Origin of the sequence: Aeromonas sp. 600479 (genome assembly GCF_049175515.1) — a bacterium.
Classification (GTDB): Bacteria; Pseudomonadota; Gammaproteobacteria; order Enterobacterales; family Aeromonadaceae; genus Aeromonas; species Aeromonas veronii_A.
In genome coordinates, this window is the sequence record NZ_JAAKVF010000009.1 from 72,898 (window position 1) to 87,718 (window position 14,821).

At 58.5% G+C, this 14,821-nt stretch carries 14 protein-coding genes; 9 read left to right on the forward strand and 5 right to left on the reverse strand.

Annotation, left to right across the window (positions count from 1 at the left end; translation table 11 throughout):
* Window positions 1-102 precede the first annotated feature (102 nt).
* From aceF to ampD, 4 genes are all read right to left on the reverse strand, one after another.
* On the reverse strand, window positions 103-1,992 hold the full coding sequence (gene aceF / locus G5149_RS11330; RefSeq protein ID WP_421212460.1) for a pyruvate dehydrogenase complex dihydrolipoyllysine-residue acetyltransferase: 1,890 nt from the start codon (window positions 1,990-1,992) through the stop codon (window positions 103-105).
* A 119-nt stretch (window positions 1,993-2,111) separates the two neighbouring features.
* Window positions 2,112-4,772, reverse strand: a complete 2,661-nt coding sequence (gene aceE, locus G5149_RS11335) for a pyruvate dehydrogenase (acetyl-transferring), homodimeric type (protein WP_005341668.1) — start codon at window positions 4,770-4,772, stop codon at window positions 2,112-2,114.
* A 79-nt stretch (window positions 4,773-4,851) separates the two neighbouring features.
* Complete coding sequence (gene pdhR / locus G5149_RS11340) at window positions 4,852-5,616, reverse strand: pyruvate dehydrogenase complex transcriptional repressor PdhR (RefSeq protein WP_005341670.1); 765 nt, start codon at window positions 5,614-5,616, stop codon at window positions 4,852-4,854.
* Window positions 5,617-5,893: 277 nt separating this feature from the next.
* The gene (gene ampD / locus G5149_RS11345; protein WP_421212461.1) at window positions 5,894-6,469 is read right to left on the reverse strand and encodes a 1,6-anhydro-N-acetylmuramyl-L-alanine amidase AmpD; all 576 of its coding nucleotides are present in this window, start codon (window positions 6,467-6,469) and stop codon (window positions 5,894-5,896) included.
* A 130-nt stretch (window positions 6,470-6,599) separates the two neighbouring features.
* On the opposite strand from ampD, the gene G5149_RS11350 reads away from it, so the two are divergent.
* From G5149_RS11350 to yacG, 9 genes are all read left to right on the forward strand, one after another.
* Entirely contained in the window at window positions 6,600-7,070 is a 471-nt protein-coding gene (locus G5149_RS11350) for a retropepsin-like aspartic protease family protein (RefSeq protein WP_421212462.1), read from the forward strand.
* Between the two features lie 3 nt (window positions 7,071-7,073).
* Window positions 7,074-7,937: a carboxylating nicotinate-nucleotide diphosphorylase gene (gene nadC, locus G5149_RS11355; RefSeq protein WP_421212463.1), complete on the forward strand. Its 864-nt coding sequence runs from the start codon at window positions 7,074-7,076 to the stop codon at window positions 7,935-7,937.
* A 314-nt stretch (window positions 7,938-8,251) separates the two neighbouring features.
* Window positions 8,252-8,707 (forward strand): pilin, encoded by a 456-nt coding sequence (locus tag G5149_RS11360; RefSeq protein ID WP_421212464.1) that lies wholly within the window; start codon window positions 8,252-8,254, stop codon window positions 8,705-8,707.
* Complete coding sequence (gene tapB / locus G5149_RS11365) at window positions 8,708-10,414, forward strand: PilB family type IVa pilus assembly ATPase TapB (RefSeq protein WP_216979990.1); 1,707 nt, start codon at window positions 8,708-8,710, stop codon at window positions 10,412-10,414.
* A gap of 129 nt (window positions 10,415-10,543) precedes the next feature.
* Window positions 10,544-11,785, forward strand: coding sequence for a type II secretion system F family protein (locus G5149_RS11370; protein WP_371178602.1), 1,242 nt, complete (start codon window positions 10,544-10,546; stop codon window positions 11,783-11,785).
* A 61-nt stretch (window positions 11,786-11,846) separates the two neighbouring features.
* Window positions 11,847-12,719 carry a prepilin peptidase gene (locus G5149_RS11375; protein ID WP_421212465.1) on the forward strand — a complete coding sequence of 291 codons (873 nt, stop codon included), beginning with the start codon at window positions 11,847-11,849 and terminating at the stop codon, window positions 12,717-12,719.
* A 13-nt stretch (window positions 12,720-12,732) separates the two neighbouring features.
* A complete protein-coding gene (gene coaE, locus G5149_RS11380) occupies window positions 12,733-13,347 on the forward strand; it encodes a dephospho-CoA kinase (RefSeq protein ID WP_421212466.1) in 615 nt (204 codons plus the stop codon).
* Window positions 13,348-13,384: 37 nt separating this feature from the next.
* Window positions 13,385-14,107: a cell division protein ZapD gene (gene zapD, locus G5149_RS11385; protein WP_005336141.1), complete on the forward strand. Its 723-nt coding sequence runs from the start codon at window positions 13,385-13,387 to the stop codon at window positions 14,105-14,107.
* A gap of 9 nt (window positions 14,108-14,116) precedes the next feature.
* The gene (gene yacG / locus G5149_RS11390; RefSeq protein ID WP_005336142.1) at window positions 14,117-14,311 is read left to right on the forward strand and encodes a DNA gyrase inhibitor YacG; all 195 of its coding nucleotides are present in this window, start codon (window positions 14,117-14,119) and stop codon (window positions 14,309-14,311) included.
* Between the two features lie 78 nt (window positions 14,312-14,389).
* Here the strand turns inward: yacG and mutT are convergent, their stop codons facing one another.
* Window positions 14,390-14,794 carry an 8-oxo-dGTP diphosphatase MutT gene (gene mutT / locus G5149_RS11395; RefSeq protein WP_270692511.1) on the reverse strand — a complete coding sequence of 135 codons (405 nt, stop codon included), beginning with the start codon at window positions 14,792-14,794 and terminating at the stop codon, window positions 14,390-14,392.
* Window positions 14,795-14,821: the final 27 nt, after the last annotated feature.

The window sequence follows — 14,821 nt, forward strand, 5'->3', positions numbered from 1 at the left end:
ACCGAAACGGGTGGCTGCAGCCGTGAAAAAAACGGGGCAAGTTTACGATCATGTTAATGAAATGAGAAGTAAAAAGGGCAGGCTCTGGGCCCGCCCTCTCACTTACAGGACCAGTCGACGAATGTCGGACAGCACACCGTTCATGGTGGTGATGAAGCGAGCCCCATCGGCACCATCGATCACCCGGTGGTCGTAGCTCAGAGCCAGCGGCAGCATCAGGCGCGGCGCGAACTCTTTGCCGTTCCACTTCGGCTTCATCTCGGACTTGGAAACACCGAGGATGGCCACTTCCGGCGCGTTGACGATCGGGGTAAAGCTGGTACCGCCGATGCCACCCAGGCTGGAGATGGTGAAGCAACCGCCCTGCATGTCGGCAGCGGTCAGCTTGCCGGCACGGGCCTTCTTGGAGATCTCGGCCAGATCGCGAGACAGCTCCATGATGCCCTTCTTGTTAACATCGCGCACCACGGGCACAACCAGACCGTTGGGGGTATCTACCGCCACACCGATGTGGATGTACTTCTTCATGATCAGCTTGCTGCCATCTTCGGACAGGGAGCTGCAGAAGCGCGGGTGGGCTTCCAGCGCCTTGGCGGCGGCTTTCAGGATGAACACCAGCGGGGTGATCTTCACGTCTGCCTTCTGCTTCTCGAGCATCGCATTCTGCTCTTTGCGGAACGCTTCCAGCTCGGTGGTATCGGCTTCGTCGAACTGGGTGACATGAGGGATCATGACCCAGTTGCGGTGCAGGTTCGGACCGGAGATCTTCTGGATGCGGGTCAGCTCGACCTCTTCCACATCACCGAACTTGCTGAAGTCTACTTTCGGCCACGGCAGTACGCCCAGACCGTTGCCACCGGCTACGCCAGCAGAGGCAGGAGCGGACTCGGCACGCTTGATGGCATCCTTCACGTAGGCTTGCACGTCTTCTTTGACGATACGGCCCTTGCGACCGGAGGCTTTCACCTTGGCCAGGTTGACGCCAAACTCGCGCGCCAGACGGCGTACCGCCGGAGATGCGTGCACGTAAGCGTCGTTGGCAACGAAATCGGTCGCAGCGGCAGTAGCCTGGGCAACCGGAGCCGGAGCAGCGGCAACAGGGGCTGCTGCGACCGGAGCGGCAGCTTGAGCAACCGGCGCGGCGGCAGGAGCAGCGCCAGCCACTTCGAATACCATTATCAGGGAACCGGTGGAGACCTTGTCACCCGCCTTCACCTTGATCTCTTTGACCACACCGGCGAACGGCGCAGGCACCTCCATGGAGGCCTTGTCACCTTCCACGGCGATCAGGGACTGGTCGGCTTCAACCTTGTCACCCACGGCAACCATGATCTCGGTGACTTCCACTTCGTCGCCACCGATATCCGGTACGTTGACCTCTTTGGCAGCGGCGGCAACCGGGGCAGCAGCCACAGGCGCGGCAGCTTGAGCCGGAGCAGCAACGGCAGCAGGTGCAGCGCCAGCTACTTCAAAGACCATGACCAGAGAGCCGGTAGAAACCTTGGCGCCAGCGGCAACCTTGATCTCGACTACGCGGCCTGCGAACGGTGCCGGTACTTCCATGGATGCCTTGTCACCTTCCACGGCAATGATGGACTGGTCGGCTTCTACCATGTCGCCCACGGCAACCATGATTTCAGTCACGTCCACTTCGTCGTCACCGATGTCCGGTACGTGCACATCTTTGCGCACGGCAGCGGCAGGTGCGACGGCCGGAGCAGCAGCAACCGGTGCAGCCACTTCAGCAGGGGCTGCAGCGCCTTCGGCTTCGAAGATCATGATCTGGGAACCGGTGGCAACCTTGTCGCCCACCTTGATCAGGATCTCTTTGACGATACCGGCTGACGGAGCCGGTACTTCCATGGAGGCCTTGTCGCCTTCTACCGCGATGATGGACTGGTCCAGCTCGACCTTGTCGCCCACGGCCACCATGATCTCGGTGACTTCAACCTCATCGGCGCCGATATCCGGCACCATAATCTGTTTGGACATTGTGCTTTATCCTCTTGCGTCGATCCGCGTGGCTGGCTGATGCCGCCACGCACATCTCGCGTTAACCGTTTTAAACCCTGGCAAGGTCGCGCCGCATGACGGCGCAACCCTTGATCCACTTACGCGTACAGCGGGTTGACCTTGTCGGCATCGATGCCGTACTTGGCGATGGCGTCGGCCACAACCTGCTTGTCGAGCTCGCCGCGCTTGGCCAGTTCGGTCAGAGCAGCAACCACCACGTAGAACTCGTTCACTTCGAAGTGACGACGCAGGTTGGCACGGCTGTCGGAACGGCCGTAACCGTCGGTACCCAGCACGCGGTAGTTCTCGGTCGGAACGAAGGCGCGAACCTGATCGGCGAAGGACTTCATGTAGTCGGTCGCAGCGATGGTGGCTTCGGAACCCAGTACCTGAGCGATGTAGGGTACGCGAGCTTCGGCGGTCGGGTGCAGCATGTTCCAGCGATCCGCGTCCTGACCGTCACGGGCCAGTTCGTTGAAGGAGGTGACGCTGAACACATCGGAACCGATGCCGTACTCGCTGGCCAGGATCTGGGCAGCCTTGCGCACGTGACCCAGGATAGAACCACAGCCCAGCAGCTGAACTTTCGCCTTGGCACCGGCTACGGATTCCAGCTTGTAGATACCCTTGCGGATGCCTTCCTCGGCGCCTTCCGGCATGGCCGGCATGGCATAGTTCTCGTTCAGGGTGGTGATGTAGTAGAACACGTTCTCCGGGTTCTCACCGTACATGCGGCGCAGGCCGTCCTGTACGATCACCGCTACTTCATAGGCGTAGGACGGGTCGTAGGAGATGCAGTTCGGGATGGTGTTCGCCAGGATGTGGCTGTGACCATCTTCGTGCTGCAGACCTTCGCCGTTCAGGGTAGTACGACCGGAGGTTGCACCCAGCAGGAAGCCACGGGCTTGCTGGTCACCGGCTGCCCACGCCATGTCGCCGATCCGCTGGAAGCCGAACATGGAGTAGTAGATGTAGAACGGGATCATCGGGCAATCGTTGGTGCTGTAAGAGGTCGCAGCAGCCAGCCAGGAGGACATGGCACCCAGCTCGTTGATACCGTCTTGCAGAACCTGACCCTGCTTGTCTTCCTTGTAGTAGGAGACGATGTCGCGGTCTTGCGGGGTGTACTGCTGACCGTGCGGGCTGTAGATACCGATCTGGCGGAACAGACCTTCCATACCGAAGGTACGGGCTTCGTCAGCGAGGATCGGAACGATGCGCTTGCCGATGGACTTGTCTTTCAGCATCACGTTTAGGGAACGCACGAACGCCATGGTGGTGGAGATTTCGCGCGCTTGCTCGCCCAACAGCGGGCCGAAGGCATCCAGCGCCGGGATTTCCAGCTTGGTGGTGCTTTCGCGCAGACGGGTCGGCAGATAGCCTTTCAGGGCTGCACGACGAGCATGCAGGTACTTGTGCTCTTCACTGCCCTCTTCGATCTTCAGGTACGGCAGATCGGCCAGCTGCTCGTCGGCCACCGGCAGGTTGAAGCGGTCACGCAGGTGACGCACGGAGTCCAGCTCCATCTTCTTGACCTGGTGAGCGATGTTCTTGCCTTCAGCCGCTTCACCCATGCCGTAACCCTTGATGGTCTTGGCCAGAATAACGGTCGGCTTGCCCTTGGTCTGGGTCGCCTTGTTGAACGCAGCGAACAGTTTGCGAGGATCGTGACCACCGCGGTTCAGGGCGAAGATCTCCTCGTCGGTCATGTCTTTGACCAGCGCGGCAGTTTCCGGATAACGATTGAAGAAGTGCTCGCGGATGTAGCCACCGTCGCGGGACTTCATGGTCTGGTAGTCACCGTCCACGGTCTCGTTCATCAGCTGGATCAGCTTGCCGGAAGTATCCTTGCGCAGCAGCTCATCCCACTTGCGACCCCAGATAACCTTGGTGACATCCCAACCGGCGCCAGCGAACAGGCCTTCCAGCTCGTTGATGACCTTGCCGTTACCGACAACCGGACCATCCAGACGCTGCAGGTTGCAGTTAACCACGAATACCAGGTTGTCGAGCTTTTCACGCACGGCAACGGTCAGGGCACCTTTGGCTTCCGGCTCGTCCATCTCGCCGTCACCCAGGAAGGCGTAAACGGTCTGCTCGGAGCAATCCTTGATGCCACGGTCGGTCAGGTACTTCAGGAAGCGAGCCTGATAGATGGCGGCGATGGGGCCCAGACCCATGGATACGGTCGGGAACTGCCAGAAGTCCGGCATCAGTTTCGGGTGCGGGTAGGAAGGCAGACCCTTGCCGTCTACTTCCTGACGGAAGTTGTCCAGCTGCTCTTCGGTCAGACGACCTTCAGCAAAGGCGCGAGCATAGATGCCCGGGGAGATGTGACCCTGGAAGTAAACCAGATCACCACCATCCTTCTCGTTGCGAGCACGGAAGAAGTGGTTGAAGCAGACATCATAGATGGTCGCAGAAGAAGCGAAGGAAGACATGTGACCACCCAGGTCCAGGTCTTTCTTGGAGGCGCGCAGCACGATCATCATGGCGTTCCAGCGGATGATGGCGCGAATGCGGCGTTCCATCTCCAGGTCACCCGGATAGTCCGGCTCATCGCTGGACGGGATGGTGTTGATGTAATCGCGATTTGCCTTGGCAGCCACGTCCACACCGCTTGCGCGGGCTTTCTCGGCCAACTGTTCAAGGATGAACTGAGCGCGTTGCGGACCCTCTTCACGCAGCAGGGATTCCAGAGAGGCAAGCCACTCCAGCGTTTCTATCGGGTCCACATCGTTCTTCAGGATATCAGACATGGCTGGTTCCTATGTTGTTGTGATTGCACGGCATTGCACGGCGAAGGGCGCAAGCATTCGACAATAAAGCCTTGTGGGATTAGTTTTCCTGCTGACGGATCCGACGCATGGATCGCTGGATCCGGCTGTCTTCCCTCTGCATATCCAACAAGGTGTCCTCGATAAAGGCCAGATGCTCATGACAAGCTGTTCTGGCCCGCTCCGGAGCCCCCGAAAGAATAGCCTCGATCAGATTCGCGCGATGGCGACGTATCTTAGCTACCACTCCCGGGCGGCGATTCAAAATCTCGTTATTCTGCAGAATGTTCTGCTCGAGCATCGGGCTCATGGCCCGCAGCAGGTGCAGCAGCACCACGTTGTGGGACGCCTCGGCCACCGCCAGATAAAACTGGGTGACGGCTGCCGATTCGGCCACCAGCGAGCCCGACTGGCCCGCCTCTTCAATGGTGATTTGTACCTGACGAATGCGCTCGAAATCAGACCCTGTTCCCCGCAAGGCCGCGTAGTAGGCACAGATGCCTTCCAGCGCGTGGCGAAACTCCAGCAGGTCATACCGGGCTTCCGGGTGAGTACTGAGCAGTTCGAACAGAGGGTCGGCCATCCCCTTGCTCAGGGCATTCTGCACATAAGTGCCGCCGCCCTGACGGCGATAAAGCAACCCGCGCGCTTCCAGCCGCTGGATGGCTTCGCGCAGGGAGGGGCGCGATACCTGAAACTGGATGGCGAGTTCCCGCTCGGGAGGCAATTTCTGCCCCGGCTGCAGGCTGCCTTCCAGAATCATCTGTTCCAGCTCGGCGACAATGGAGTCGGCCAACTTGGGTTGCGTAATCTTGCGATAGGGCATGAGGCTACTTTGTTAAATTGGTATTACCAATTTCATGGATGGGGCGAAAATTAGCAGAGGCCTTTTGAAAAGTCCACTCAAAAGATGATCTGAGTCAAGAATCACCCCCACCACTTAAGGGGTAAAGCAGAGGAAACATGATTTAGCTCATAGAAAATGGTCTGACCAATATTCTTGACCACGCTCACAAATAACATATGTGCAACCAGAGGCAAAATGGCCTGCCAGATCGGCAAGCCATTGATTTTAAAATCCAAACTAAATTTGAATATTTACTTTAGCTGTTTAGTAGTTGCCAGTAGTAATCCCACTGAAAACTGGCACCGGGATCCGTCTTGCGCCCTGGAGCTATGTCGCAATGACCGACAATTTTTTCGCGGGTAATCGCCGGATAGCGTTCTGAAATGGCTCGAGTGAGCCCTGCCAGTGCCCGATATTGAGCCTCGGTGTAGGGGGTCTCGTCGGTCCCTTCCAGCTCGATGCCGATGGAGAAGTCATTGCATGCCTCTCTCCCCTGCCAGCTCGAGATACCAGCATGCCAGGCGCGCTCACCAAACGGCACATACTGCACCAGCTCGCCATCACGGCGGATCAAGCAATGGGCCGAAACCCGCAACTGATGGATACCGGCAAAATAGGGGTGGGCATCGGGGTCGAGCCGCCCCATAAAAAGATCGTCGATAAAGGGGCCACCAAACTCCCCCGGCGGCAGGCTGATGCCATGCACCACCAGCAGGGAGATATCGTCCGGCACGGCCCGCTCGTTGTGGTGGGGAGAAGGCACCCGGCGCGCCTGCTGGCACCAGCCCGCTGCATCGATAGAGAAACAAGGTTGCGAAGGGAGTTGAGTCATCGGCTACTCGAGTTGGCTGATAAATGGCGAAAAAACGAAGATACCTGATAGGCAACCCGGCACCAACTCACTGAATCAACGGGAAATGGTATGTTAGGCTGAGTCATCTTCCGCTCGATATGGATGGGGTATGCAGCACACGGCACGCTGGATGTGGTTACTGGCCTGGCTCTCTTTGATGGGCCTGCTAACCCTCTATTTTCACACCCGCAACCAACCGAGCGGGACCGCCAGCGGCGAGCTGTTGCTGCGGGCCGACCAGAGCGGCCACTATCGTCTGGAGGGTGCCATCAACGGCCAACCAGTGCAACTGCTGCTCGATACCGGCGCTACACGCATCACCATCCCGCAGCAGGTTGCCGAGCGCCTCGGCCTGACGGCTCATGGCAGCAGTCAGGTCAATACCGCCGCGGGGCAGATCCGGGTCGGCAACGGCACCATCGAAACGCTGGCGATGGGGCCATTGACCTTGTACGATCTGGCCATCTTTATCAATCCGGCGGCAGACGGTGACGAAGTGCTGGTTGGCATGAACGCCCTCGGTCGGCTGGAGCTGGTTCAAAAGGAGCGGCAACTGCTGCTCAGACCCTTGCAGGAATAAGGCATGTTTCAACAGGATGTCAGCCGCGCCGTGCGCGCCGCACTACTCGAAGATCTGGGCGATGCCCTCACCACGCTGGACCAACCGGACGCCAGTGCCGATATCACCGCCCAGCTGATCCCGGCCGACCGGATGGCCAGCGCCCGGGTCATCACCCGCGAGGCCGGTGTGTTCTGCGGCCAGCCCTGGGTGGATGAAGTGTTTGTCCAGCTTGGCGGCGACGTGAAGGTGGAGTGGAAGGTGCAGGATGGGGAGGTGCTTTCCCCCAATCAGGAGCTGTTCCGCCTCCATGGCCCTGCCCGCATGCTGCTGACCGGCGAGCGCAATGCGCTCAACTTTGTCCAGACCCTCTCCGGCGTCGCCACCCTTACCGCCCGCTATGTCGCAGAGCTGGAGGGCACCGACTGCCGCCTGCTCGACACCCGCAAAACCATCCCCGGGCTGCGCACCGCCCAGAAATACGCGGTTACCTGTGGCGGCGGCAAGAATCACCGCATCGGCCTATACGACGCCTATCTCATCAAAGAGAACCATATCCTCGCCTGTGGCGGCATTGCCGAGGCGATTAGCGAGGCTCGTCATCTCAATCCGGGCAAACCGGTGGAGGTGGAAGTGGAATCATTGGCAGAACTGGAGCAGGCGCTGGCGGCCAATGCCGATATCGTGATGCTCGATAACTTCGATGTGGCCATGATGCGGGAGGCGGTCGCCATCAATCAGGGGCGCGCCAAGCTGGAAGTTTCCGGTAATGTGACGCTGGACACCCTGGCCGAGTTCGCTGCCACTGGCGTCGATTTTATCTCGGTCGGGGCGCTTACCAAGCATGTGCGGGCGCTCGATCTCTCCATGCGTTTTATCCAGCAGTGAGCCGAATTACCGGGACCTGAGCAAATACTCGACCTAACCGGATAAACAACTTGCAAAAGGCGCCATGGGCGCCTTTTCTTTATGCAGGATCCCTCGGCAAAGGAGTGTTAAGACGGACCCGATTCCGGCAATATAAAGAGCCATAGGAGGCCACTTCTTTTATGACACGCATCAAGTTTTTGCTAAATGAAAGAAGTGTGATTAACAAAATAGACAATCTCTGTTGCCACCCCTGACAGCTCGGATAAGATACTGACGTGCAGATGATTTTCCACCGGCACTTCCCAGGAACCAAGGATAAAAGGATATTTTTCATGAACAGTAAAATGAAGAAACAATCAGGCTTTACCCTTATTGAATTGATGATCGTGGTCGCGATCGTGGCCATTCTGGCGGCGGTAGCGCTGCCGGCGTATCAGAACTACACCAAAAAAGCCAAAATGACTGAAGTTACTGCGGCAACCGGAAAGTACAAGACTGCAATTGAAGTCTGCTTCCAAACCAAAGGAACAGCCTGTGCAGAAACAGATATACAAGCTAGTGGGGCAGTAACTGCGGGTAATGTCGAAACAGAAGTAGCCTTAGCTTCTGGTGTATGGACTATTACAGCAAGACCAGCCGCCCCAGCAAGCGGCGCAACATCCCCTCTGTCTCCTCTTGATGACAAAGATGAGTACACTCTGAAGAGTAACAATACGTCATCAACAGACACTATCACGTGGACTGGAGAGTGTTCGGAGCAGGCTGCTGACTATTGCCCAGCTAAATAAATGACATCTAGCCCTAATAGCGGCCTGGCGTTAAGCCTGGCCGCCTCTTCGCTTATTAGTGAGGAGGAGTCCCAGCGCTATCTGAGCCAGGCCAAGGCACAGCGTAAACCTTTTGTCACCTTTCTGATAGAAAACGACATCCTCGATAGCAAGGCGCTCGCCGATTTTTGCGAGCTGGAGTATGGGGTACCTCTGCTGGATCTTGCCGCCTTCGATTTGGCCGAGATCCCGCAGAAGTACCTCAATCAGAAGCTGATTGAGAAACACCACGTGCTGCCCATCTACACCCAGGGCCACACCCTCTATATCGCCATGTCGGATCCGACCAATGTCTCGGCGTTGGAGGACTTCGGCTTCAGCTTCGGGCTCCATACCGAGGCGCTGCTGGTGGAGGAGAACAAGCTCACCGCCGCCATCGGCAAGCTGCTGGAGAGCGAAAACGACGCCCTCGGCATGGAGGATATCGACGAAGCCGAGATTTCGGATCTCGAAGTCTCCGACGAGAACAGTCGACTGGACGAGAGCGTCAATACCGCCGATGACGACGCCCCCATCGTTAAGTACATCAACAAGATCCTGATGGATGCCATCAAGCGCGGCGCCTCCGACCTGCACTTCGAGCCTTACGAGTTCAAGTATCGGGTGCGCTTTCGCATCGATGGCATTCTGCACGAAATCGCCACCCCGCCGGTCAATCTGGCCAACCGCTTCTCTGCCCGCCTCAAGGTGATGGCGCGGCTCGATATCGCCGAGCGGCGGCTGCCACAGGATGGCCGCATAAAACTGAAACTGTCGCGCAACAAGTCGATGGATATGCGGGTCAACACCCTGCCCACCATGTGGGGCGAGAAAATAGTTATCCGTCTGCTCGACTCTTCGGCGGCCCGCCTCAATATCGAGCAGCTCGGCTTCGACGACCGCCAGAAGGCGCAGTACCTGCGTGCCCTCTCGAAACCACAGGGGATGATCCTGGTGACCGGCCCCACCGGCTCGGGCAAAACGGTCTCGCTCTATACCGGCCTCAATATTCTCAACACCACCGAGGTGAATATCTCCACCGCTGAAGATCCGGTGGAGATCAACCTGCCGGGCGTCAACCAGGTGCAGGTCAACCCCAAGGCGGGGCTCACCTTCGCCAGCGCACTGCGCTCCTTCTTGCGGCAAGACCCGGATGTGGTGATGGTGGGGGAGATACGGGATCTCGAAACCGCCGAGATCGCCATCAAGGCTGCGCAAACTGGCCACCTGGTGCTCTCAACCCTGCACACCAACTCGGCAGCCGAAACCCTGACCCGGATGATGAATATGGGGGTGCCCGCCTTCAATATCGCCTCTTCGGTCACCCTGATCATGGCCCAACGGCTGGCACGTAAACTGTGCGACCACTGCAAGGCGCCGGAGGTGGTGCCGGAAGCAGAGCTGCTGGAGCTGGGTTTTACCCCGCAGCAACTGGCAGCTGGCTTGCGGCTGTTCAAACCTGTGGGGTGCAAGGAGTGTTCGGGCGGCTATAAGGGACGGGTCGGCATCTACGAGATCATGCTAATGTCGGAGAATATCGCCAAATTGATCATGCAAGGCGCCAACTCCCTGCAAATTGCGGCAATAGCTCAGAAAGAGGGAATGCGCACCCTGCGTACTTCGGGACTGGAGAAGGCACGCCTCGGTGTCACCAGCCTGGCAGAGGTCAACAGGGTCACCACCAATTAAAACTCGCCAAGATGCGAGCAAGATGATTTACCAGCAAACGACCAGATGGTGCCAAGCCGTTTGAGGATATTTATCAGGTCAGATGGTTCAGGGACTCCCTGACCATCCGCCCAATTGCAGGATGCAAAGATGGCAACCCTAACGAAAAAGAACAATACCCCCAAAAAAGTCTTCGCCTACCGCTGGCACGGGGTTAATCGCAAGGGGCAGAAGGTCTCTGGCGAGCTGCAGGCTGACAGCATCAATACCGTCAAGGCGGAGCTGCGCAAGCAGGGGGTCAACGTCACCAAGGTGGCCAAAAAATCCCAAGGGCTCTTCTCCAAGGGTGGCGCCAAGATCAAGCCGATGGATATCGCCATCGTTTCCCGCCAGATCACTACCATGCTCTCCGCCGGCGTACCACTGGTACAGAGTCTGCAGATCATCGCCCGCAGCCACGAGAAAGCTGCCATGCGCGAACTGATGGGGGAGATTGCCGCAGATGTCGAAACCGGCACCCCCATGTCGGAGGCGTTGCGCCGCCACCCCCGCCATTTTGACGATCTCTACTGCGATCTGGTGGAAGCAGGAGAACAATCCGGTGCGCTGGAGACCATCTACGACCGTATCGCCACCTATCGGGAAAAGTCGGAAGCGCTCAAGTCGAAGATCAAGAAGGCAATGTTCTATCCCACCATGGTTATTCTGGTGGCCATCGTGGTGACTTCCATCCTGCTGCTGTTCGTCATCCCCCAGTTCGAGGATATCTTCAAGAGCTTCGGCGCCGAGCTGCCGGTGTTCACCCAGTTTGTCATCGGCATCTCACGCTTTATGCAGAACTGGTGGTATGTCTTCTTTGGCGGAGCTGCACTCGCCATCTTCCTCTATGTACGCGCCTGGCGCGCCTCCCAGAAGGTAAGGGACAATACCGACAAGTTTGTACTTACCATCCCGGTGGTCGGGATGATCCTGCACAAGGCGGCCATGGCTCGCTTTGCCCGTACACTCTCAACCACCTTCTCGGCCGGCATTCCACTGGTCGATGCACTCATCTCGGCGGCCGGCGCTTCAGGCAACTATGTCTATCGCACCGCAGTAATGGCCATTCGCAACGAGGTAGTGGCAGGTATGCAGATCAACGTGGCGATGCGCACCGTCGATCTCTTTCCCGACATGGTGATCCAGATGGTGATGATCGGCGAGGAGTCCGGCGCCATCGATGATATGCTCTCCAAGGTTGCCACCATCTTCGAGCAGGAGGTGGACGACCTGGTCGATGGCCTCACCAGCTTGTTGGAACCCCTCATCATGGTGGTGCTGGGGGTGCTGGTCGGCGGCATGGTTATCGCCATGTACTTGCCCATCTTCAAACTTGGCGACGTGGTGGGCTGATTCATCAGGGCATGGCGCCACAGCCATGCCATTCCCCTCATTTAATAACTGACGGTTGGTTATGACACTTCTTCTCGAGCTGGCTCACGGCTTGCCTTGGCTCTATTTCTCGCTGGTTTTTATCTTTTCCCTGATGATCGGCAGTTTCCTCAACGTGGTGATCCACCGCTTGCCCATCATGCTGGAGCGGGAGTGGCAGGCCGAGTATCGCAGCTACTTTTCCCCCGATGAGGAGGCCACTGCGCCAGAGCACTACAACCTGATGGTCCCCCGCTCCGCATGCCCTCACTGTGACCACGCCATCACTGCGCTGGAAAACATCCCGCTGTTGAGCTGGCTCTGGCTCAAGGGGCGTTGTCGCGACTGTCAGGCCCCCATCTCGGCCCGCTATCCGCTGGTGGAGCTGCTGACCGCCCTGCTCTCGATTGCTGTTGCCATGGTGATTACACCGGGCTGGGGCACGCTGGCCGCCCTGCTGCTGACCTGGGTACTGGTCGCCCTCACCTTTATCGATCTCGACAAGATGTTGTTGCCAGACCAGCTCACCCTGCCCCTGCTGTGGAGCGGGCTGCTGTTCAATCTGGCAGGTGGCTTCGTCCCCTTGGCTGATGCAGTGATTGGCGCCATGGCGGGCTATCTGGTGCTCTGGAGCCTCTACTGGGCTTTCAAGCTGCTCACCGGCAAGGAGGGGATGGGATATGGCGACTTCAAGCTGCTGGCGGCGCTGGGCGCCTGGCTCGGCTGGCAGGCGCTGCCCATAATTCTGCTGCTCTCATCCCTGGTCGGCGCCGTGATCGGCATCAGTCTGATCGCTTTGCACAAACACCATCAGAGTAAGCCCATCCCCTTCGGCCCCTACCTCGCCATCGCGGGCTGGATTGCCCTGCTGTGGGGCGATACCATCACCAACTGGTATCTCTCTACCCTGCTTTGAGCAAGAGGCTCCCATGTATGTAGTTGCTATCACTGGTGGTATCGGCAGCGGCAAGACCACCATCGCCAATCAGTTTGCCGAGCTGGGTATCGAGGTGGTGGATGCCGATGTGATCGCCCGCGAGGTCGTTGAGCCGGGCACCCAGGCTCTTGCCGCCATCGCCGACCATTTTGGCCCGGATGTGATTGAGCCGAGCGGTCAACTCGACCGCCGCACCCTGCGCGAACGGGTCTTCAGCGACCCGCAAGCCAAGACCTGGCTCAACGCCTTGCTCCATCCACTCATTCGCAGCGAGATGCAGCGCCAATGTGCTGCTGCCCGCTCACCTTACTGCCTGCTGGTGGTGCCGCTGCTGGTGGAGAACAAACTCACCGGCCTCGCCGACCGGGTGCTGGTGATCGATGTGGACGAAGCCACCCAGATTGAGCGAACCTGCCGTCGGGATGGCGTCAGCACCGAGCAGGCCAAAGCCATCATCGCTGCTCAGGCGAGCCGGACAGAACGGCTAGCTGTGGCGGATGATGTCATCGAAAACCACAATGACAGCGAAATGGCGATTAAAACGCGGATTTTGGCACTGCACGAGACATATCTGGCAATTGCCTCTCAACAAGCCCGCCAAGTGTGAGTACACTAGGCCGGTTTATGGCTGGCCAGGATTAGGCATGATTTACGATTTCCCCCTCAATGAAAAAAGCCGGACCTACCTGCGTCTGGAGTCCCTGTTTTCCCAGATCCGCGACAATCTGGAGAGTGAACAATCCTGGGCACATATCGCCTTCTTCAAGGGGCTGTTCGATCTGCAGGAGTTGCTGGAGCGTGGTGACCTGCGCGCCGACCTTATCAAGGATCTGGAGCGTCTCGGCCAGCGTCTGAGCCACTGGGCCAGCCTGCCCGACGTCGATCTGGAGCAGATCAAACTGATGCAGCAAGAGAGCAGCCAGCTCTCCCGCAACCTGCTCAATTCACCACGCCCGGGTGCCCGCCTGAAAGAGGATCGTCTGCTCGGCTCCATCCGCCAGCGTTTCTCCATCCCGGGTGGCCTGTGTGCCTTTGATGTGCCGCAGCTGCACCACTGGCTCGGAACCCCGGCCATCACCCGTCACCAGCAGATGCAGGGCTGGCTGAGCGATATCAATCTGCTGATGAATGCCATCACACTGCTGCTGCGCCTGTGGCGCGAATCAGGCAGCTTCAGTGAGCAGGTTGCGAGCAACGGTTTCTTCCAGGACACCGCCGAGAGCGCCGAGCTGATCCGCATCAAGCTGCCGGGCAATCTGTTCTGCTACCCGACCCTGAGCGGCCACAAGAACCGCTTCGCCCTGCGCTTTCTGCCCACCGCAGAACAGCCGATTGGCGACGTGCCGTTCCAGCTCGCCTGCTGCTAAGGAGGGCTTATGGTCACCAAGGTAAAGTGTCCAACCTGCCAGAGCGAAGTGGAGTGGGGCCCGCAGAGTCCGTTCCGCCCCTTCTGCAGCAAGCGCTGCCAGCTGATCGATCTCGGCGAATGGGCCGATGAAGAGAAGCGCATTCCCGGCGAAATCAACCCGGACCTGCTGCCGGAGCCGGAAGAGGGTGACCAGTGGCTATAAGCCTGCGGCCACTCGCCTCTGTAAAATGAAGAAAAAGGGCCAATTGGCCCTTTTTCATACTTGTTGATGACTACCGGCTCACGCCAGCAGGCCTTGAAGCCGCGCGACAATCGGACCGTTGGCATCGGGAAAGTGGTAGTTGTGCAGCTCGGCCACCGGCACCCATAGACACTCCTGCCCCTCCTTGCCGAACGGCTCGCCGCTGAAACGGGTCACCTTCCAGATATCCAGCAACACCTGCTTCTCGGGGTAGTCGTGCTGCAGCTCCATAAAAGGGGCACAATCCTGCACCCGGATGCCGATCTCTTCCCACAGCTCCCGATCCAGTGCGGTGAGCAGATCCTCGCCCGACTCGACCTTGCCACCGGGAAACTCCCAGCGATCACCCTGATGGCGATCGGAGGAGCGTCTGGCGATAAAGATATCGCCCCGTTCATTCTCGATGACGCCAACCGCCACCCAAATCCGTTTTTTCTGTTCCATCAATTACCTCTGTTCGCTTGTTGCCAC